We start from the raw sequence: 19088 nt of genomic DNA, 5'->3' as shown, positions 1-19088 counted from the left end.
TCTGTGGCCTGACGGCCACTCGGAGGTGGGTCAAAATTAATGGCCAGTAGTGGGTCACTTTAATTGGCCACTAACATATGGTAAAGATGCCGCTGACCATGCGCTGATAATGGATGCTATTGAACTAACCATTAGCAATCCAAGGATCGATGCGGTGTGTATTGTTTCATCCGATGGCGGCTTTCATACACTTGCCCAGCGAGTTCGCGAAAAGGGGCTTTACGTGATGGGCATAGGTAAGAGAAATACTCCGACAAGACTTAGAAGAGCTTGCCATCATTTCGTTTACACTGATCTGCTTGAGAAAGACGAGCCCGAGCCAGTTGTAGCAGAAGAACAATCTCTCGAAGAGTTGTTGATCAGAGCTTATCGGGCGACAGATAGCGATGGGGAGGCTGTGTACCTAGGGCAGCTCGGAACTCAGCTCAAAAAGCTTGATCCGGCGTTTGACCCTCGTAGTTACTCATTCCCATCTTTAAAGGCCTTAATAAAGGCTAATGCTCATTTATTTGAAATGGAAAGTGAGACACACGACCGCTGCTTTATATCTCTTAAACATGGTGCTGTGCCGGAAGAGACAAATCAGGTCACAGAAGGAGTGGTTAGGCGCTGGCTTGGGCATTATGGGTTCATTGATGCTGCCCACGGATCGTATTACTTCGCGAAGGTAAATGTGATTCAGGAACAAAGGGATCGTCGGCTGAAGTCTGGTGATAAGGTCCGCTTCGTAGTGGCTAAACATCCAGAGCCTGCGGCAGAGCATTCCTCTGATCAGAACGGTAAGGCCAAGGAAATCGAGGTCATAAGTGATTCGTTTGTGGAAAATGAAATGGCTCAACTGTAATCGCTAACAGAAGGGGCCGTCTCGGCCCCGCATTTAGGAGGTTGCAGCACCCGCTTTTTCGTAGGATCTTGTGATAACTCAGGTCGCAAAGCGAACGCTCAGCTTTACGCCAAGTCTTGTAACATCTGATTACGGATGCACCGATTTTAGGGGATGGTTACAGTACAACGGAATACGAGATTGAGTGATAACGACTGCATTAATTCACAGTTCGTCTAGAGGTAAGGTCAACCTAGACGGGGCAGAAAACAGCATTTGTTATCTTCGCTACGACCGTGCTGCTTCTCCATGCGCATCGCCCACAATCACTTATGTGACCAAAGACTGTTTGACCAGATATCGCCATAACCCTCAAAAAGCCAACTTGTTTTTCTTATATTGCAGAGGTCGCACTTCGCCCATCCCCAAAACATTTATCCTGAAATGATAGCTTTCGGCCAAATGTGGACATTCATCACTTACAAAAAAACCCCACTCAAGGCGGGGTTTTAGATTAATGCGGATTTCATTCAGACTTTCTTTTTGCGTCTTGCCGCGCCCATTCCGAGAAGGCCAATACCCATGAGTGCAAGGGTGCCGGGTTCAGGGACAGAAGTGGCAGAATTGTACTCGAACGTAACTTCAACAAAACTTGGCGGCTGAAAAAGGTTTACGTCGTCAGAAAGATCAACAAAGATGCTTAGGAGACCGTCTGCCACGATAGAACTCACAGCTGCGGCAGATAAAGAATAAGTTCTCTGAAACTCGATATTTCCGGCAGCTTGAATCAGGTTTGTGAAATCAAACGGGCCGCCTACTCCACCGCTACCATCACTATTAAAGCCACCTACACCACTCGCTGAGGCAAATCCTTCGATGTCCCAAGACAAAGCCTCACTTACGCCACCAGTGTAGTCGCCGCCGGCATGGAGAACAAAGGTCCCGCCTGTACCGTCTGAAGGGGCTAAGCCAGAAAAATTGAAAAGGAAATCCTGACCGCTGATAGTCTGCGTTTGACTATCAGTGAGGGTTATCAGTGCAGCATTCGCCGCCATCGGTGACAGCAGAACAGTTAGTAATGCAAGAAACGAGCTTCTTGTTCTTTTCATCAGTTTTCTCCTTGATTAATGATCCTTGCTCCATTCTGCAACTGCCGTACCAGAAACGCGCGCATTTTTAAAAAACAGGGTGATAGCTGTACTTTCCGAAAACCTTCCAACTCCTGTTGGCGCGCCCTGTAAAGAAATCCGACACAAAAAGGCTGCTACGAAAGCAGCTGATAAGAGGTAAGAAGGAGCCAGTAGCCCGTTGAAAACAATATCGCCCTTCCCAGGTGCACGTGACAGCTTGAGCTGTGCGGCATAACGGCTTATTGGTTTGAATTCTTATTGAGCCGCAAAGGTAACCACCTCAATTAAAACTACATAAAAGCCCAAATAATCGTAATTATTTAGTGTCCTACGAGCCCATTTTTGCGAACGCAATCAATCTAGCCTCTTTCAAAAGTTCGCACGCGGTTATTTTTGCAGGTTTCTGCAAGTTAAACCTAGAGAATGGAAAATTTCCTGACAGCTGTGGTTGCACCGACGCAGAGCGGATGCGATTAGTGCCCCTAACCATAGTGTTTTTGAGCACATGGATGAAGCAGCGGGGATCAAAGCGACCACGTACAGCCATTCTTGGGTTCTGTTAGCCCCGAAAATCAGTCGTGTCGGGTTGTCGGCAGTTCAAGTTCGTCTGCAGCTTTCTAGTTTGACGTCCTTTCACGATAAGGCAGGATACTTGCCTGGTGGGTAGGTGCGCTGCTTGCCATCTTTTTAGCGGGCTTACCAAGGTTCGCTTTTGTTTAATAGCCGTCATTGGCCCGACTAAAGAGCAGACATCAACTCCCTACCTGACTCCGCCCGGTACTTTGTTCAGCACCAGGAAAACGCCAATTGTCATCACTCCCAGCCCGGTAAGCCTCTTAAGGCTCATCGTGAATTTCTGCACGCCCATCAAACCAAAGTGGTCGATGAGACTCATCGCGATGAGTTGTCCCAGTAAAACGAATGCAATAGCGTTGGATATCCCAAAGCGAGGCGCTACCCAGGTGATGGTCAGAATGTAAAAGAGAACAAAAAAGCCGCCGAAATAGAAGTACACGGGGACATTGGCCGGGAAAAGTTTGTCGGGAAGCCCCTCGGTGGTGACCAAATAAGAAATCGCTAAAACCAGGGCAACGAAAAAGAGGATCGTTGCGGCCAGGGCTGGGCTCTGAAGTCTCGCGCCGAGTCCTCCGTTGAGCGTTGCCATCACGGGTATTCCGATACCTGCGATCAACATGAGCAGGGCATAGACGAATGAACTGTTCATTTTTACCCTCAGGGACATTCAAGTTTCTGCAGCACTAGCCTGGGCGGGCAGGATTTCTTCAAGACAGTCCCGAATTTGTTCAGGAATAGGTACTGAGCAATTTTGGTCACGATCCACGAAAACATGCACCACCTGACCATGGGCTGCGGCTTCTTCTTCTGATTCGCGGAAAACAGCCAGCTCATAAGTGACTGAACTGTTTCCAAGCTTTGAGACCCTGAGACCGACAGAAATTGAATCTGGATAGGCAACGGGACGCCGGAATTGGCAGGATGAGCTTACGACATAGCCCACGATCCTGGACGAGTGAATATCGAGCCCACCATGCTCAATCAGGTATCGATTGATCGTTGAGTCGAAATAGGAGTAATAGGTAACGTTGTTTACATGCCCGTAGACGTCATTGTCCATCCACCGGGTATATACGGGGTAGAAAACCGTGAAGTCTTGCCGGTTCATTTTAGTCCTCCAAGATTAGAACCGGGGGCGCCCCTGTTTCTGATAGCGGGACGCCCTCGCGAAATTGAGGCGCTATTTCATACCGCCAAGACACAGGTACTTGAGCTCCATGTACTCGTCCAGACCGTAGTGGGAACCTTCCCGCCCGAGGCCACTCTCCTTCACTCCTCCAAATGGGGCTACTTCCGTCGAGATGATACCTTCGTTGACTCCAATCATTCCTGATTCGAGTTCTTCCGCTACGCGCCAAACACGATGAATGTCACGGCTGTAGAAATAGGCTGACAAACCGAACTCGGAATCATTTGCCATCGAGATGGCCTCGTCATCGGTTTCGAACCTGAACAGGGGCGCAACGGGCCCGAACGTCTCCTCGCGGGCGATAAGCATGTCCTGGGTCGCATGAGTGAGAATCGTGGGTTGGAAGAAAGTGCCGCCCAGGGCATGGGGCTGTCCACCCAAAGCTACCTTGGCACCCTTCGATGTAGCGTCTTCAATGTGCCGTTTGACCTTGTTTAGCGCAGCGTCGTTGATCAGCGGACCCTGCTGGGTTTCGCCTTCAAGACCCGGACCAACCACCATTTTGCTGACGGCAGCCTTCAGCTTTTCGGTGAAAGCGTCATAAACGCCGGCCTGAACGTAAACCCGGTTGGCGCAAACGCAAGTCTGGCCAGTATTCCGGTACTTTGACGCCATCAACCCGGCTACGGCCGCATCAAGGTCCGCATCGTCGAAGACAATGAAGGGAGCGTTGCCGCCCAATTCCAGGCTGACTTTTTTAACCGATTCGCTGGCTTGTCGCATGAGCAGCTTACCAACCGGGGTAGATCCGGTGAACGAGACCTTGCGCACAATGGGATTGCCAGTCAGTTCTCCACCCACGGCAACGGCATTCGGTTTGGAGCAGGTAACAATATTGATCAGACCGGGTGGAACGCCCGCTTCTTCAGCAAGTGCGGTGATTGCCAAGGCCGAAAGAGGAGTATCTTCAGCTGGCTTTACCACCACTGGACAGCCAGCTGCGAGTGCCGGCGCGACTTTGCGAGTGATCATTGCAATCGGAAAGTTCCACGGTGTGATGGCAGCGACTACGCCCACCGGCTGTTTGATAACAACGATGCGCTTGTCTTTTGCATGCCCTGGTATGACATCGCCGTAGGCCCGTTTGGCTTCCTCGGCGAACCATTCGATAAAGCTTGCGCCGTAACCGACCTCGCCTCGGGATTCCGCCAAAGGTTTCCCTTGTTCAGCGGTCATCAGGCGAGCAAGATCCTCTTGGTTGGCCATGAGCAGATCGAACCATTTGCGCAGAATACCCGCGCGCTCTTTGGCCGGGGTGGAACGCCATGCAGGCCAGGCGGCTTCTGCCGCCTCAATGGCTGCACGGGTATCGGTATCATCCATGTCAGGTACCGTTGCCAACTGATCACCGTTGGCAGGATTGGTCACGGCAAAAGTCTTCCCCGACTTGGCCATTATCCATTGGCCATTGATGTAAGCCTGTTCGCGCAGAAGTCCGCGATTCGTTAATTCAAGAGACATGAGTAACCTCAATCAATGCTATGGCCGAATCAGAAAGCGGCCTTGTAGATTGCCAGGGCATCCGTTTCAGACACTTCCCTGGGGTTGTTCACAAGCAGCCGAGTTTGCTTCATGGCATCCGACGCCAGGGTGGCCAGATCTGCCTCCCCAATCCCGACCTCACGCAGAGTTTGCTCCAGCCCCAGGTCAGCACTAAGCGCCTCGAGGCGGTCGATGAACTGATTGACCCTCTGATCGCTGGGGGTAGCAGCCAGATCCGGGAAGACATCGGTCGCCAGAACGGCATAGGCTTCGCCGCAGGTCTCGGTGTTAAAGCGCATCACGTGAGGGAGCACCAATGCGTTGGACAGTCCGTGGGGTACATGGAAAATTCCGCCGATCGGGTAGGCCAGGGCATGCACTGCCGCTACGGGCGAATTGGCAAATGCCTGGCCGGCCAGCATGGCACCCAGCAGCATGTCAGAGCGAGCCTTGACATCGGTTCCGTCTTTCACGGCTGACTCGATATTGGCTCCAAGCAAGCGTAGGGCTTCGCGAGCGAGTGCCTTGGAAACCGGATTGTTGTTTGCGGAAGCTGAGGTATAGCTTTCGATTGCATGAACCATGGCATCAATTCCGGTAGCCGCGGTCACGTGAGCAGGAAGCCCGAGGGTCAACTCGGCGTCCAAAAGAGCAATGTCGGGAAGCAGTTGAGGTGCAACAACACCTTTTTTCTCGGTTTCACCAACGGTAATGATTGAGATCGGGGTGACCTCTGAGCCCGTTCCTGCCGTCGTTGGAATCTGAATCAGGGGCAATCGTGTGCCTTTGGCCTGTCCAACACCGTAAACGTCGTCAAGCCTTTCTCCGCCGCCAATCAGAAGCGCAATCAGTTTGGCAACATCCATGGATGAACCGCCACCAAACCCAATGACCCCATCCACCGCTGCTTCTCGCGCGTCGGCTAACGCTGCTTCCACGACCGATACAGGGGGGTCGGCAACCACGCCATCGAATAGCGTGTATTCCACGCCTGCCTCGTTGAGGGATCTTGTCGCTCTATCGAGCAGTCCTGCTTTGATCAGGCCGGGATCCGTAACGAGCAGTACCTTTTTACCCATTTGTTCTTTTACGATTTCCCCGAGGCGCTTAATCGCGCCGGGTTCGCAAATAACGCTTTTGGTTGTGTTAAACGTAAATGCAGACATTTCTTCCTCCTAGGTCAGCGACGCAATCGGTTCGACGCTTCCACGCTCAATCTGAAAGGCTTTGTCGACAAGATCTGCGGAATGGGATTGGTCCGATTCTGAAAGTAACACAGTCAGGCCTTCATCTTTGAGTGTGCTCAAGACGCTGGCGAGCCGTCTTGAGAGTGCCGGTGCCACCCCCTCAAACGGCTCGTCCAGTAGCAACAAGTTGGTTCCAGTCATCATTGCTCGGGCCAGGGCAACGAGCTTTTGTTGGCCGCCAGATAACTGGAGCGCTCGGCGATCGGAGAAGGACTCTACCTCTGGCATCATTTCATAGATCCAGGCAAGTCTGGCCTCTGCGTTAACGAGTTGGCAGGCCCATGCTGGCGCCATGATATTTTCCTCGACCGTAAGATCTGGTACCAGACGACGATCCTCTGGCATGTAGCCAATGGACATGCCCGCTCGCTCAAAAGAACCCTGATTGGTCATGTCCTCGCCATTGATCACTATCTGGCCCGCTTTTGGCTTGATAAGACCCATAATCGATCGGAGAGAGGTGGTTTTTCCCGCGCCGTTGCGTCCGATCAGACCAACCATGGAGCCCTTGCTGACGGAAAAGCTAACGTCCCGGAGAATAGTGGTACCGGCAATCTCCGTCGTGACATTCTTAAGTTCTAGCATGATCAGGCTCCTTGCTGGTGTTGGACTCGTTTTCGCCAAGATCGAGGTGATGCCCCACCACCAATTCCTGGACCTTGGGGTCAGACAGAACGGTTTGGGTCGGACCGTCCGCAAGAACCCGGCCGTCGTAGAACGCGAGGACCCGGTCGGCGTAACGCAAAACAACCTCCATGTCGTGTTCCACGAACATTGTTGCGGCGTCACTTTTCCGAACGGCCGCCATTACGGTATCCATCAGCAGGAATTTGTCTTCGATGGCAACGCCTGAGGTAGGCTCATCCAACAGCATCAGCCCGGGTTCAGCGAGCATAGCCATGGCAATGTCCAACAGCTTGCGAACCCCTTGGGGCAGAGTGGATACGACCTCCTCCGCATACTGCTCAATTTCGTATTCGCGCAGTACCGCTCGGGCTTTTTCGACTTTTTCTTTGGACCTCAGGGGCTTCAGAAAACTCAACTTGCGATCGACTGAGAAACCGAACGCAATCAGCATGTTCTCAAGAACCGTTAATTCCTGGAATAGTTGAGGCACCTGAAAGGAGCGCCCTACGCCGGCCAGCGAGACGTCCCTGGGGGACTTCCCGATGATGGATTGGCCGCGCACGAGAATGTCGCCACCGGAGGGTTGAATATAGCCAGTCACCATATTAATGAAGGTAGTTTTGCCGGCGCCATTGGAACCGATGACGCCAACGACTTCGCCGGAATTCAGTTCGACATTGATGTCAGTCGCTGCAGTTACGGCACCAAAAGTTCGTTCCAGGTTTACAGTTTTCAGCAAAGCGCTCATGACGTTTTCCCCGCTTTCTTGTTCTGGAATCGTTCGACCAGCGACCACAGACCAGAAGGCATAAAGATAATGATTGCCAACAGGGCAAAGCCAAGAATCATCTGCCAGGTGTATGGGGAAACGGCGAACGCGTAGGTGCGCAAGGCCTCAAACAGAACAGCTGCAACCAGCGGTGCCGCGACATGAGCAGTACCGCCCATCAGAGCGATAAACACGAACTCCCCGGAAGTGGTCCAGTAAGCCATCTCCGGATCAACGTGACCGCTTACCAAAGCGGTAATGGTGCCACCAATAGCCGCCAAAGCCGCGGCGATTATGTACTTCACATACACCACGCGGAACACAGAGCCGCCCAGGTACTCCAACCGGATTTCGTTTTCTCTGACGGCTTCTCCGGCGTAACCGGAAAGCGATTTCAGGTACCGCCATGCAACGGTTCCAAGAGTGATTACAAGGATTACTGCAACAACCAGCACCAGATCTGATGAAGCTTCTGCACCCGGCGTCCAGCCCAACAGGCTCGGATTGGCAACGTTAAAACCATCGGTGGATCCAAGGAACTGGTTGCGCACCAGCAAGCCATAAAGAATCATCGAGAACGCCATTGAAAACATGGCGAAGAAGATTTCACGGTAGCGGCAGAGTAGCAGGCCGATGATGGCTGCTATGGCAACGCTGACGGCAACCGAGGCGAGCATTATGACCAGGATGTCAGTGACGTCTGCAAATTGGGTCAGCATGCCCGCAACGTATGCGCCCACGCAGTAATACAGACCTTGGCCAAAGGAGACCAGGCCGGCTCGCATGAGAAGGACCAGCCCGAGAACTACGAGGCCTTTGCCCATGGCAATGGTAAACAGGTAAGACATCCACTGTGGTAGCAGGAGGCCACCAACAATGACGGCCAACCCGAGTACAGATAAAAGCGCTAGGGATCTCGTTTTCATTAGATTTTCCTCGCGTTGGCAACAGCAAACAGGCCTTGCGGACGGAATGCCAGCACAAGCCCCATGACCGCATAGATAACGAACAACTCGACATCAGGGTAGAGATGTACAGCTGTAGCTCGGGCCATGCCCACGATCAGAGCACCTACAAGGGCGCCAGTGATGCTGCCAAGGCCGCCAATAACTACCACGGCGAACGCAAGCACAATCACTTCAATGCCCATGCCCGGCACCACGGAGAGACCCGGCGCAGTGAGAGCACCGGCTAGAGAACCGATACCAGCGCCGATCAAAAAGGTGATTGTGAAAATTCGCGCGACGTTAATGCCAAGTGCACTGGCTATCTCACGATCGTGAATTACGACTCGAAGCAGCTTCCCGTTGCGGGTGCGGTTCAGGCCATACCAGAGGGCGATACCGATCAAGATGCTCACGCCGATAAGCATGAAATCGTAATTGGCGAACGATAAGCCGGCGAGCTTGGTTCGACCCAACAGGGTATAGGGCTGGTAAGCAAAGTAGGGCTCAACACCCCATATAAGCTTGATGGCATCTTCCATGATGAGCAGGACGCCATAGGTGACCAGAATCATTACGACTTCATCCCTGCCGTACATGAAGCGCAGGAGACCGCGTTCTACCAGAAGTCCCACGGAAATACCGGCGACAAGAGCGGCAGCGATCAACGCGACGAAGCTGAACCAGGGAACGGAGCCGGTGGAGAAGTACCAGCCAACCATGGCGGCGCCCGAGTACGCACCTAGGGCGTAAAAGCTGCCATGAGACATATTGAGTATTCGCATGACCCCGTAAATCAGGGTTAGACCGGCAGAAATGATGAACAGCCATGAGGCATAGACTGAGCCATCCACCAGTATTGCAAGAAGTTGTTTCATTGTAAGACTCCCGATACTTCGCACAGACCTCGCCTGTCGTCCGGGCCATCTTCCGGTCGGGGAGGAGTGAAAGATCGTTGGAAAGTCTCATCGGGACCGGATGGTCCCGATGAGCATGTTGCTAGATCAGTGGATTCAGTTGCACTCGGCACCTGGCATGCCGGCTTTGATCCACTCTACGGTCTCTGCGCCTTCCGGCGGGTTGACGCAATCTGCCGGGTAGCGGGTAATGTCGGTAAAGGTGATTTCACCGTCTACTCGCTTGAGGCGGCCATAGACCATCTCTGTTGCAGCCTGATGACCGTTACCACGGCTCATCTCAACCCGGCCGCCCGGGCCGTCAAATTCAAGACCTTCAAAGGCAGTGATCACCTCTTCAGTCGAGGCACCGACTCCAGCCTTATCCTGGGCCAGCTTGAGGCCAATCAGCGCATGAGCCATGTGGTAGGCAGGGAAGGTGGGCGGCGTGCCGAAACGCTCAGTGAACTCGGTCTGGAACCAGGTATTCAGTTCGCTCTCTGGAGCAAAGGGACCGAAGGGGCCACGGGCACCGATGATGGCGCCGTCCGGGAGGTGCTCGCCAAGACTGTTGAGTGCTGTTTCGCCCGCAGTGAAGATAACCTGGTTGTCCGCCAGCAGACCACGAGCGGCTGCCTGGAGTACGAACGCGTCTGTGTCACCACCCCAGAAAGAGGTGTGAATTACGTCTGCAGAGTTTACCTGTAGAGCAGAAATTTCGGCACCGTACTGGCCCGCGAACAATTTGGGGAACTGTTCTGTTGTGATCTCGAGATCACCGCCACGCAGTACCTTCAGAGTCTCGGTGAAGTCGCGCCAGCTGTCGTGACCCCAGGAGTAGTTCTGGTTGATGCCTGCGACAGATTCCAGATCGGGAATGTTTTCATGAACGTAGCGGGCCGCCGCGATGTTGTCCATGCTGGCGGTGGAGTGGGTGCGGAAAACATACTCGTAGTCAGCTTCCTCGAAGACCCGAGGTGTGCCGCAGTCGAACAATACGGTGAGCATCTTTAGTTCTTCAGCGACTGCCGGGATGGCGAGACAATCACCGGAGGAAATATAGCCTACAACCGCATCGACGCCATCGCGCTCAACAAGGTTTCGAAATTCAGAGGTTTGTTTCGTCGCTCCACCAGCTTCGTCAACGTAGATAGGCGTAATCATTCGACCGTCAATTCCCTTGCCTTCGATAGGGGCGGGGAGTGTGCCGTCGTTGATAGCATCGATTACCAGGTCAGCAGCGTTCTTTGCGGGAATTCCGAAAGGCCCGGAAGCTGCGCCTGAGAGAAAGGTTACAAGGCCCAGTTTATACTCTTCATTGGCGTAAACGTTGAGGCTCATGGCGCCTGTCGTCATGGCACAGGCGACCGTCGCTGCGGTAAGCAGGGGACGTTTCATATCAGATCTCCAGACTGTTGTTCTTGTGTCGTTTTGGTTGGACAACCAGTGTTGTTTTTTTCCGGTGTCCTGCCCGACGTTTTCAAGCCGGCCTGTGACTGATTGCACGCCCTATGCCAGAAATTCTACCTTCTTAACTATTTGTTTTTATAAGAAATAGAAATCGGCGTCAGATTTTCATGAAGTCGATGAGCGGAATGCGCTCATGTTAGGTGAGCGTAAATGAGCGGATTCCGCTCATTGTGTTATCGAGTGAACTTGCTCGTAATCAGACGGGTAATAGATTCGCCAATTACCCAGCATTACCTTTGCGGGAGGAAAGCGAGGGTCCTCTACCGTCTCACCAATCGCCATTACTTGGCGGATTTGATGGGTAACCGGATCCATCGAGGATTGGAAACCTGGCGGATCCTCTGGAGTAGTCAGGCTCAATTGTTCAAAAGCTTTCTCGATGTTTTCAAGGTTTGTGTAGTCACCCCCTGCCTGGCGGGCTGCTTCGGCGATTGCGAGTATACCGGTGAATGCACCTTGTGCTCCGGAGGAGGGGTAGTAGCCGGCCTGCCGCTGAAATTCCTGAACAAACCACCGGTTAAAATCTGTTTCTGGCCAGTTGTTGTGATGCCGGGATGCAAGTAACAATCCCAGAGGCATGCGATTGCCCAGGTGAGCAAAGATCTCGTAATCGCCACCTTTTTCAAAGTTGGCGAAGCGGGAAACATCAAACAGCCTGGTGTCAGTCGCCTGGGTGACAAAAGCGACGAAATCACCTCCCCACAAGCTATTCACGACCAAATCCGGTTTTTGTCGGATCAGCTCATTGATGTAGTGACTGTAGTCTGGCTCGCTTAAACGGGGCCAGAGCGCACCAGCAATCTCGTAATCTACGCCCAGTTTATTCAAAGCTTCTCGAAAATCGGCCCATACCTGATAACCGTACTCGTAGTCGGGACCCAGGTAGGAAATTCGAAGCGGTTTTTTCTTCAAGTGGTCAGCAAAGTAGTCTCTGATAAACAGCGCTCCGGCTGTCATTGATTGGCGGGTGTCGTTCGTGACGCGGAAATATCGATCGTGGAAAAATTCATCAGTGAGCCTGGACGAAGCGTGGTCTGTACCGACAAAAAATGCATCCGCGGAAGCGGCAATTTCGGTCACCTGAATCGCAACTGACGAATTAACAACGCCACAGAGGAATGTGGCCCCTTCTTCTTCAACGAAACGTTTGGCAATCGTAACGGCGGTTGATCGTTTGGATTTGGTATCCCCGAGCAAAACCCTGAGACGAGGTAGTGCCGGCAGCTCCTGCTGTTCAATGTATTGAAGTGCGAGCCGTATACCCACCACTGAATCCCGACCCAGAACACCAGCTCGTCCGGACATGGGGTAAAGGCACCCAACAACAATATCCGCAGTGTCCTCGCTTGCCCCCAGAGACTCCAGCGCCTTGGATGGCATTGCAAATGTGACAAGAACCAACTGACAGATTGCAACCAGGATGCCGGTAAATCGGTTGCGGGAAATAGGGATCACAGTTCGTCTCCGGTGAGCCCCAGTTTCTGCATCCTTCTTTTCAAGGCATGTCTGGATATTCCGAGGGAATTTGCAGCTTCGCCTTTACGGCCATTGGATTGAGCCAATGCGTCCAGAATGCACTGGGCCTCGCGTTTTGCGATTTCACTGGTCAAGGATCCATGGCTTTCGTTGCTGTCGGCATCCTTTTCAGTCACCAGGGGGGGCATTTGATCAGATGAGTCGATGATTTCGGGCGGCAGTCGATCAACGCTAATGCTCTCGCCAGCATGCAATATGGTGAGTCTCTCAATGGTGTTGCGGAGTTCCCGGATATTTCCCGGCCAATCGTAATTACGGAGTCTGGCGAGGGTTTCGGGTGTAAGCCTGATCGGCTTGCAGCCCTCTTGCGCTGCCAGCTCCGAGACGAAGTTCGTTGTCAAAACCGGGATATCCTCCTTGCGCTCAGCCAGAGACGGGATCGTCAGTGGCATAACGTTCAGACGGTAGAACAGGTCCTCACGAAATGTTCCCGCTTGGGCTTCTGTCTGCAGATCTCTGTTACTGGCCGCTATGACACGCAGATCCGCGTCAATCTCCTTTTGACCGCCCACTGCGCGAAAACGGTGAGTCTCGAGGAAGGTTAATAATTTTGCCTGCAGGGTTAGCGGTAGCTCACCGATTTCATCCAGGAAAAGAGTGCCCCCGTTGGCTAACTCAACCAAGCCTGTCCGGCGTTTGTCGGCACCGGTATAGGCTCCTTTTTCTGCGCCAAACAGTTCAGCTTCCAGCAGGTTTTCAGGCAGCGAAGCGCAATTAACGGATACGAACGGCGCGGCTTTGTCTTTTGTGGCGTGCAGCGCTTTCGCAATGAGGGTTTTGCCGCTGCCAGATGGTCCCTGGAGAAGTATGGTGCGCGCAGAGCTTTTACCGATTCGCTCGACTTGATCGAGCAGCTTTTTCATGGCTAAGGAGTGGCCAACAAGGCCATGAACTTCAGATTCCCGCTCTCTCCGATACGCCACTTCCTCTGTAAGTTGGCGATGTTTGTGATTGCGCTGAATTAAAAGAATCAGTTCGTCCAGGTCAAACGGTTTAGTGATGTAATCCTGTGCGCCTTTTTTGACCGCCTCGACAGCAGCGCGAGTATCGCCATGGGCCGAAATCATAATCGTGATGGGCGGGGCAGGAAGTGCCTGAACCTGGTCGAGAACCTCAAAACCGGATTGGTCAGGCAATTTAAGATCGAGCAAGACCACGTCTGGTGTTTGTTTTTCAATCTCGGCGAGACCGCTTTTCCCGTCGTAGGCGGCGAAAACCGTCATTTCTTCTTCTTCGAGTGAAAACATCAGACTACTGACAAGATTTTTCTCGTCATCGATGATGAGGACGGTTGGCTTTCGCATTAAACTTTTTCCTGGTTTTCGTTGTTCAGATAAAGCGGCAGTTTCAGAGTGACTTTCAGACCTTCGCCGGAAACGCTCTGGAAACGAAGGTTTCCTTGATTGGCCTGCGCGAGCTGTCTGCAAATGGCCAGGCCGAGGCCAGTGCCGTTGGTTTTCGTTGTGAAAAACGGCTCTGTCAGGTGGCTCAGGTGGTCTGCGCTTACACCAGGGCCGTTATCGCTGACAGAAACATAAACGGCCAAGCCCTGCTGTTTGGTTCTTATGGTAACTCGGCCCCCAATACCTTCCATCGCCTGAATTGCGTTCATCACCAGATTCATCACTATCTGGCGGACCTGTGCCGAATCGGCCCACGCGTAAACAGGCTCGTGCTCGACTTGTACCAACTCGATCCCATGACGATGCGCAACGGCATCGGCAAGAATTTTAACTGTTTCAACAACGTCGATAATATTGACCTTGTTCGCCTTGGCTTCTCTGGGGCGAGCGTAATCCAGGAGCAGTTGAACAACGTCATTTACTCGGTCGATTTCATGGTCAACTGACTCCATTAATTTTTGGCGTTTGGGATCCGACTCCTTCCGTGACAGGGCCTGAATGGTTGTTTTGATGGTAGCGAGAGGGTTTCTGATCTCGTGCGCGACACCGGCGGAGAATTGCCCCAATATGGCACGTCGCTCAACGTCAACCATGCTTTTCACCAGTCGACGAAGACGAAGCCGCATACGCTCGAGAGCGAAAGCCAGATAACCTATTTCCGCCGTACCCTCCGTGTGTAGCGGAGTATCGAAATCTCCTCCAGCGACGCGGTCAGCTCCCTCAATCAGCGGCGTAACCTGCTTTTCCAATCTTCTGGAGAGGTGACGGGACAACAGGATAACGGCCAGAGCTGCTCCAGAAGCCAGAAAGATTAACCCGAATCTCGCGGATTCCAGGGGCCCTAACAACGGGTCGCCCAGCCATTGAAGGCGTATGTGCCAGCCTTCGATAAAATCGTTTGAATCGATGTCTTTAGCGGAAGAGGAGGAGTCTCCGGGTATGTTGCCTACGGCAGTTATCGGCACGTCTTGGGGGGTTACGACAAGAGGGTTCTGCAAGCCAGTGAGGCTGAGGTCCTTTACCTGATCGGTGAGGCTTGCAAGACGGACAACCAGACCTACCCAAGCTTCCGGGGTTGGATTAAGCCCCGTCGGACTGAGTCTGAGAATAAACCAGCCGGGCCGATTCTCAGTTGGCAGGGCGGGGCCGATGATTTCTCCGTTGGCAAACGGAGTGAGAGGTAGCTGATCTAATGCCACTTGATCCAGCAACGTTTGTGTCAGGTACCACAAAGGAACCTCAAATCTGGAGGGTTTTACGACTACCCCGTACAGATGAGGACTATCGAGAGCCTGGCGAAGCTGTGTCATTACCTCCGCACTTGGCTCTTCATTGGGGCTGGCAGTGGTTAACCACTCGAAAACCTCAGGTATGTCGGCAAGAGCCTCTAGCTCATAGATTCGCTCTTGAAGAAAAGTTCTCAAAAGGTTCTCGGCACCAGCAAGTCGTGCGTTTGTCCGACTTTCAGTCACCTTTTCAAGTGCTTTCACATACTGGGTGTCATACATGAACGCCAGTACGATAAGTGGCACGAGGGCAATTAACAGTGCGCTGAACAGATATCGTCTTGCCAGGCCATTCCGACGGAGCACCCTCAAGCGAGGCGGAGTCGAGGCGTCATATTTTATTATGCTTTTCATGGAGCGATCATATCGGTAGTTGAGCGGTCTTGGAATCGACCTGCTACTTCCTCCAAACCAACAACCGATTATTAGCCGGCATCCCAAAATCTTCATCAAGAACCAACCCGGTTTCTCTACCCAGCGCCTTCAGATCCTCCATATCCCGTATCCCCATATGCGGCGCCTGCGTTCTCAACGACAGATCAAACCGCGCGTTGCTCTCACTGGTGTGCCGGCCGCCATAGCTGAACGGCCCATACAGACAGAAGATTCCCCCTTGCGGCAACACCTCCGATACACCGCGAAACATTGCCTGAACCTCCTGCCAGCCCATGATATGGGCGGTGTTGGCAGAAAAAACGCCATCGATGGCGGGCAGATCGGCCCAGCTTCCACCGAGCACGTCCAGGGCCAGGGGCGTGTTGATATTGGTAAGCCCTGAGTCATCGATCCACGCCCGAGAGAGCTGGGCATTACTGGGATGATCGGTGGGCTGCCAAACCAGGTGCGGTAGGTGGCCGGCAAAGTGCACCGCGTGCTGGCCGGTGCCCGTGCCAATCTCCAGAATGGTGCCTGGTTGTTTGAAAAGTGCCCTCAGTTTTTCCAGAATCGGCGCTTTATTGTTTTCGCAGGCTTGGGAAAACGGCTTGTCCTGTTGCATGCTCGACCTTTTGAAAGGGGGTAATAGATGGCGGTATCGATGATCCGGCTCAGCGGCGATCAGATTAACCCATACATTGATGATCTCGCACGTCTGCGAATCGAAGTATTTCGCAGCTTTCCCTACCTGTACGACGGCGATATGGGCTATGAACGCAAGTATCTGGATACCTACGCCCGCTCGCCAGAGAGCCTGTTCGTTCTGGCAATGGATGGGGAGTCGGTTATTGGTGCCGCAACGGGTATCCCGATGGACCACGAAACAGAAGAGTTCAAAGGCCCGTTTATAGAGCAGGGTTATGAGCCGGAAAAGATCTTTTATTTCGGTGAGTCGGTGCTGTTGCCGGAATACCGGGGGCAGGGCATCGGGGTGGCCTTCTTTGACCACCGCGAAGGCCATGCCCGGGAGCATGGCCGTTTCACACACTGCTGTTTCTGCGCGGTAGAACGGCCGTCGAATCATCCGCTGAGGCCTTCGGATTACCAGCCCCTGGACCAGTTCTGGCACAACCGCGGATACCGGAAAGTACCTGAGTTGGCCACCACCTACACCTGGAAAGATGTGGACCAACCGGAAGAAACCGCCAAGCCAATGACCTTCTGGCTGAGGCGAATCGATTAACGCACGCTGAAATTGCTGAATTCGCCGGTCGGGGACTCCTGGGCAATATCGACCGCGTCCACCCGGGCATCCGGTGGCCCTTCCGCGCACCAGGCTTTCAGTTGATCCAGCCGGTCTTCAGGCCCTTCGGCGATAATCTCGACCCGCCCATCGGGCAGATTGCGGGCGAAACCCGTGAGTCCAAGGGAGGAGGCCTTCTGTTCCGTGGAAGCGCGGTAGTAGACTCCTTGTACCCGCCCGGATATAAGAAGTTGCCAGCGTTTGGTGTCCATGGTTTGCCCCCGCTCGTTGTGTCGTGTCAGTCTTCATTTCAATCTACCGGTTCGGGCATCACAACTTCAAGGAGCGCGAAAGTCGATGGCCAATACCCACCTGAAACACAATGCCACTGATTATGCTGATGCCCTGATCTGTGAAGCGGAGGGGTTGGAACGCCTCGCCAGCGCACTCGATGAGGCCGGGGTGACGGGCATTGGCGTCCCGCGCGTTCACCGGGTGGATGAAAATGAACTTGAAATCACCGCCATACAGTCGTCAGGTGCCTCGGATCGGGCTCCCGAGGTCCTGGGTGAAGGGCTGGCGAGAATGCACGCTTTACGTCAGAAGGCCTACGGCTGGGGACGGGACAACTACATTGGCCTGTCGCCGCAACCCAATCGCTGGTGTGACAGCTGGGGTGAATTCTTTGTTCGGGACCGCCTTGGCTACCAGGTCTCCCGTATCCGTGATACGGGCCAGAGGAGCCGTTTCCAGAAGGTTCTGGATGAGTACGGAGGCACGTTGATTGATTGGCTGAACGCCCACTGTGAGCACCCGAGCCTGCTCCACGGCGACCTCTGGAATGGCAATGTCCTCTATGGCGCTGACGGCCCCTGGCTGATTGATCCGGCTGTTTACTGCGGTGACCGCGAGGCCGATATTGCCATGACCCAGATGTTTGGCGGCTTTGGGGAAGCGTTCTACCGGGCCTACGACGCGCACTACCCACGAACGGCGGTGTATGGCACCAAGCGGGACGTCTACAACCTCTACCACTATCTGAACCATTACAACCTGTTCGGCGGCGGATACCTAGGGGGATGCCAGGCGGGGTTTGCTGTTGTCGAGTCTGTCGGGCGCGGTGAGGCCTAGATCAAACCCGCGCTGCGAAGTACAAAGACACCCAGAGTTACGGTAATACTCGCCAGCAGGGTGGTCAGCGCAATGATATTGGCCGCCAACCGGTCATTACCGCCCAACGCCTTAACCATCACGAAACTGGCGGCCGCCGTCGGGCTGGCGAAGAACAGGAACATCAGGCCCAGCTCGGAACCCCGAAAACCAGCCAGCCACGCTGCGGCTGTGCAGAGCGCTGGCAATATCACCATCTTGAACAGGCTGGACCCCAGCGCCGTCTTGCTGTCGCTGCGGATGGCGCTCAGGGAAACCGTGGCGCCAATGCACAGCAGCGCCAGGGGCAGGGTGAGCGAGGCGAAATAGTCGCCGCTGGTCATTACCCAGCGTGGCAGCGTGATATCCAGGGCGGCATAGGGGATGGCCACAAAGACCGCCAGGATGAGGGGATTGCGGACGATGTCGTGGAAAATCTTTGTCCAGTCCGTTGTCTGTCCCGGCTGGTAGGCCACGAGCACGATCACCGAGAGAATGTTGTAGGATATAATCACCAGGCCAAGCAGGATGCCCCCTGCCGAAAGGCCAAAGTCGCCGTAAAGATTGGCGGCCAGAGCCAGGCCGACGATGCCGCAGTTGCCCCGAAAGGCCCCTTGTACGTAAACCCCTCGATCTTCACGAACCACGCGCCACCGGGCCCAGAGCCAGGTTATGGCAAAGCTGGCCAGTGTCGCGACCAGGTACAACACCAGCAGGCCAGGATTGAACGCGGTATCCAGGTCGGCCCGAATGATGCTCAGAAACACCAGCGTCGGCAGCGTGGCTTTGAATACCAGTGCGGAGGCGGTATTCACAAACGCATTGTCGATCCAGCCAATCTTCCGAAGCCCCAGGCCGATAAACACCATGGCAAACACGGGCAGTGTGGTTTCCATGGTTTGCAGGAACAGGTCGATCAGGGTCATCAAGGGTGGCCGTTGGG

18 protein-coding genes and 1 pseudogene are annotated in these 19088 nt (G+C 53.7%); 3 read left to right on the top strand and 16 right to left on the bottom strand.

Going from position 1 to position 19088, the window contains the following annotated elements; translation table 11 throughout:
- Positions 1-49 precede the first annotated feature (49 nt).
- The gene (locus tag WA411_RS18910; RefSeq protein ID WP_291910452.1) at positions 50-844 is read left to right on the top strand and encodes an NYN domain-containing protein; all 795 of its coding nucleotides are present in this window, start codon (positions 50-52) and stop codon (positions 842-844) included.
- 509 nt (positions 845-1353) lie between these two features.
- Here WA411_RS18910 and WA411_RS19120 read toward each other — a convergent pair.
- From WA411_RS19120 to WA411_RS18840, 14 genes and pseudogenes are all read right to left on the bottom strand, one after another.
- Positions 1354-1446, bottom strand: a pseudogene (locus WA411_RS19120) (PEP-CTERM sorting domain-containing protein); the annotation flags it as partial.
- A 1267-nt stretch (positions 1447-2713) separates the two neighbouring features.
- Positions 2714-3178, bottom strand: a complete 465-nt coding sequence (locus WA411_RS18900; RefSeq protein ID WP_291910449.1) for a DMT family transporter — start codon at positions 3176-3178, stop codon at positions 2714-2716.
- Between the two features lie 18 nt (positions 3179-3196).
- Positions 3197-3637, bottom strand: coding sequence for an acyl-CoA thioesterase (locus WA411_RS18895; protein WP_069185033.1), 441 nt, complete (start codon positions 3635-3637; stop codon positions 3197-3199).
- Positions 3638-3709: 72 nt separating this feature from the next.
- Positions 3710-5179, bottom strand: a complete 1470-nt coding sequence (locus WA411_RS18890; RefSeq protein ID WP_069185034.1) for an NAD-dependent succinate-semialdehyde dehydrogenase — start codon at positions 5177-5179, stop codon at positions 3710-3712.
- 29 nt (positions 5180-5208) lie between these two features.
- Positions 5209-6366 carry an iron-containing alcohol dehydrogenase gene (locus WA411_RS18885; RefSeq protein ID WP_291910447.1) on the bottom strand — a complete coding sequence of 386 codons (1158 nt, stop codon included), beginning with the start codon at positions 6364-6366 and terminating at the stop codon, positions 5209-5211.
- 9 nt (positions 6367-6375) lie between these two features.
- A complete protein-coding gene (locus WA411_RS18880) occupies positions 6376-7032 on the bottom strand; it encodes an ATP-binding cassette domain-containing protein (protein ID WP_069185036.1) in 657 nt (218 codons plus the stop codon).
- Positions 7019-7822, bottom strand: coding sequence for an ABC transporter ATP-binding protein (locus WA411_RS18875; RefSeq protein ID WP_069185037.1), 804 nt, complete (start codon positions 7820-7822; stop codon positions 7019-7021). The genes WA411_RS18880 and WA411_RS18875 overlap by 14 nt, the downstream gene beginning before the upstream one ends.
- Positions 7819-8769 carry a branched-chain amino acid ABC transporter permease gene (locus WA411_RS18870; protein WP_291910444.1) on the bottom strand — a complete coding sequence of 317 codons (951 nt, stop codon included), beginning with the start codon at positions 8767-8769 and terminating at the stop codon, positions 7819-7821. Before WA411_RS18870 ends, WA411_RS18875 begins: the two co-directional genes overlap by 4 nt.
- Entirely contained in the window at positions 8769-9665 is an 897-nt protein-coding gene (locus WA411_RS18865; protein ID WP_291910442.1) for a branched-chain amino acid ABC transporter permease, read from the bottom strand. The genes WA411_RS18870 and WA411_RS18865 overlap by 1 nt, the downstream gene beginning before the upstream one ends.
- Positions 9666-9800: 135 nt before the next feature.
- The gene (locus tag WA411_RS18860) at positions 9801-11081 is read right to left on the bottom strand and encodes an ABC transporter substrate-binding protein (protein ID WP_291910440.1); all 1281 of its coding nucleotides are present in this window, start codon (positions 11079-11081) and stop codon (positions 9801-9803) included.
- Positions 11082-11318: 237 nt separating this feature from the next.
- Positions 11319-12608 carry an ABC transporter substrate-binding protein gene (locus tag WA411_RS18855; protein WP_291910439.1) on the bottom strand — a complete coding sequence of 430 codons (1290 nt, stop codon included), beginning with the start codon at positions 12606-12608 and terminating at the stop codon, positions 11319-11321.
- On the bottom strand, positions 12605-13993 hold the full coding sequence (locus WA411_RS18850) for a sigma-54-dependent transcriptional regulator (protein ID WP_291910437.1): 1389 nt from the start codon (positions 13991-13993) through the stop codon (positions 12605-12607). Before WA411_RS18850 ends, WA411_RS18855 begins: the two co-directional genes overlap by 4 nt.
- Positions 13993-15600: a sensor histidine kinase gene (locus WA411_RS18845; RefSeq protein WP_291910435.1), complete on the bottom strand. Its 1608-nt coding sequence runs from the start codon at positions 15598-15600 to the stop codon at positions 13993-13995. Before WA411_RS18845 ends, WA411_RS18850 begins: the two co-directional genes overlap by 1 nt.
- 175 nt (positions 15601-15775) lie before the next feature.
- On the bottom strand, positions 15776-16375 hold the full coding sequence (locus tag WA411_RS18840; protein WP_291910433.1) for a DUF938 domain-containing protein: 600 nt from the start codon (positions 16373-16375) through the stop codon (positions 15776-15778).
- Positions 16376-16402: 27 nt separating this feature from the next.
- On the opposite strand from WA411_RS18840, the gene WA411_RS18835 reads away from it, so the two are divergent.
- Positions 16403-16996, top strand: coding sequence for a GNAT family N-acetyltransferase (locus tag WA411_RS18835; RefSeq protein WP_291910432.1), 594 nt, complete (start codon positions 16403-16405; stop codon positions 16994-16996).
- Here WA411_RS18835 and WA411_RS18830 read toward each other — a convergent pair.
- Positions 16993-17268 (bottom strand): acylphosphatase, encoded by a 276-nt coding sequence (locus WA411_RS18830; protein ID WP_222464393.1) that lies wholly within the window; start codon positions 17266-17268, stop codon positions 16993-16995. The two genes, WA411_RS18835 and WA411_RS18830, sit on opposite strands and share 4 nt — an antisense overlap.
- An 85-nt stretch (positions 17269-17353) precedes the next feature.
- Here WA411_RS18830 and WA411_RS18825 point away from each other — a divergent pair, with 85 nt between their 5' ends.
- Positions 17354-18127, top strand: a complete 774-nt coding sequence (locus WA411_RS18825) for a fructosamine kinase family protein (protein ID WP_291910430.1) — start codon at positions 17354-17356, stop codon at positions 18125-18127.
- Here the strand turns inward: WA411_RS18825 and WA411_RS18820 are convergent.
- Positions 18124-19071, bottom strand: coding sequence for an AEC family transporter (locus tag WA411_RS18820; protein WP_291910428.1), 948 nt, complete (start codon positions 19069-19071; stop codon positions 18124-18126). The genes WA411_RS18825 and WA411_RS18820 overlap by 4 nt on opposite strands.
- Between the last annotated feature and the right edge of the window lie 17 nt (positions 19072-19088).

Origin of the sequence: Marinobacter sp. CH_CUG1437-1, from assembly GCF_037029655.1 — a bacterium.
Lineage (GTDB): Bacteria > Pseudomonadota > Gammaproteobacteria > Pseudomonadales > Oleiphilaceae > Marinobacter > Marinobacter salsuginis.
This window is presented reverse-complemented; position numbering and strand designations above follow the sequence as displayed.

What these genes read in the sequence shown, in the direction of transcription:
- WA411_RS18900 (WP_291910449.1), bottom strand. Translation starts at nt 3,178, where the DNA reads ATGAACAGTTCATTCGTCTATGCCCTGCTCATGTTGATCGCAGGTATC.
- WA411_RS18895 (WP_069185033.1), bottom strand. Translation starts at nt 3,637, where the DNA reads ATGAACCGGCAAGACTTCACGGTTTTCTACCCCGTATATACCCGGTGG.
- WA411_RS18890 (WP_069185034.1), bottom strand. Translation starts at nt 5,179, where the DNA reads ATGTCTCTTGAATTAACGAATCGCGGACTTCTGCGCGAACAGGCTTAC.
- WA411_RS18885 (WP_291910447.1), bottom strand. Translation starts at nt 6,366, where the DNA reads ATGTCTGCATTTACGTTTAACACAACCAAAAGCGTTATTTGCGAACCC.
- WA411_RS18880 (WP_069185036.1), bottom strand. Translation starts at nt 7,032, where the DNA reads ATGCTAGAACTTAAGAATGTCACGACGGAGATTGCCGGTACCACTATT.
- WA411_RS18875 (WP_069185037.1), bottom strand. Translation starts at nt 7,822, where the DNA reads ATGAGCGCTTTGCTGAAAACTGTAAACCTGGAACGAACTTTTGGTGCC.
- WA411_RS18870 (WP_291910444.1), bottom strand. Translation starts at nt 8,769, where the DNA reads ATGAAAACGAGATCCCTAGCGCTTTTATCTGTACTCGGGTTGGCCGTC.
- WA411_RS18865 (WP_291910442.1), bottom strand. Translation starts at nt 9,665, where the DNA reads ATGAAACAACTTCTTGCAATACTGGTGGATGGCTCAGTCTATGCCTCA.
- WA411_RS18860 (WP_291910440.1), bottom strand. Translation starts at nt 11,081, where the DNA reads ATGAAACGTCCCCTGCTTACCGCAGCGACGGTCGCCTGTGCCATGACG.
- WA411_RS18850 (WP_291910437.1), bottom strand. Translation starts at nt 13,993, where the DNA reads ATGCGAAAGCCAACCGTCCTCATCATCGATGACGAGAAAAATCTTGTC.
- WA411_RS18845 (WP_291910435.1), bottom strand. Translation starts at nt 15,600, where the DNA reads ATGTATGACACCCAGTATGTGAAAGCACTTGAAAAGGTGACTGAAAGT.
- WA411_RS18840 (WP_291910433.1), bottom strand. Translation starts at nt 16,375, where the DNA reads ATGCAACAGGACAAGCCGTTTTCCCAAGCCTGCGAAAACAATAAAGCG.
- WA411_RS18835 (WP_291910432.1), top strand. Translation starts at nt 16,403, where the DNA reads ATGGCGGTATCGATGATCCGGCTCAGCGGCGATCAGATTAACCCATAC.
- WA411_RS18830 (WP_222464393.1), bottom strand. Translation starts at nt 17,268, where the DNA reads ATGGACACCAAACGCTGGCAACTTCTTATATCCGGGCGGGTACAAGGA.
- WA411_RS18825 (WP_291910430.1), top strand. Translation starts at nt 17,354, where the DNA reads ATGGCCAATACCCACCTGAAACACAATGCCACTGATTATGCTGATGCC.
- WA411_RS18820 (WP_291910428.1), bottom strand. Translation starts at nt 19,071, where the DNA reads ATGACCCTGATCGACCTGTTCCTGCAAACCATGGAAACCACACTGCCC.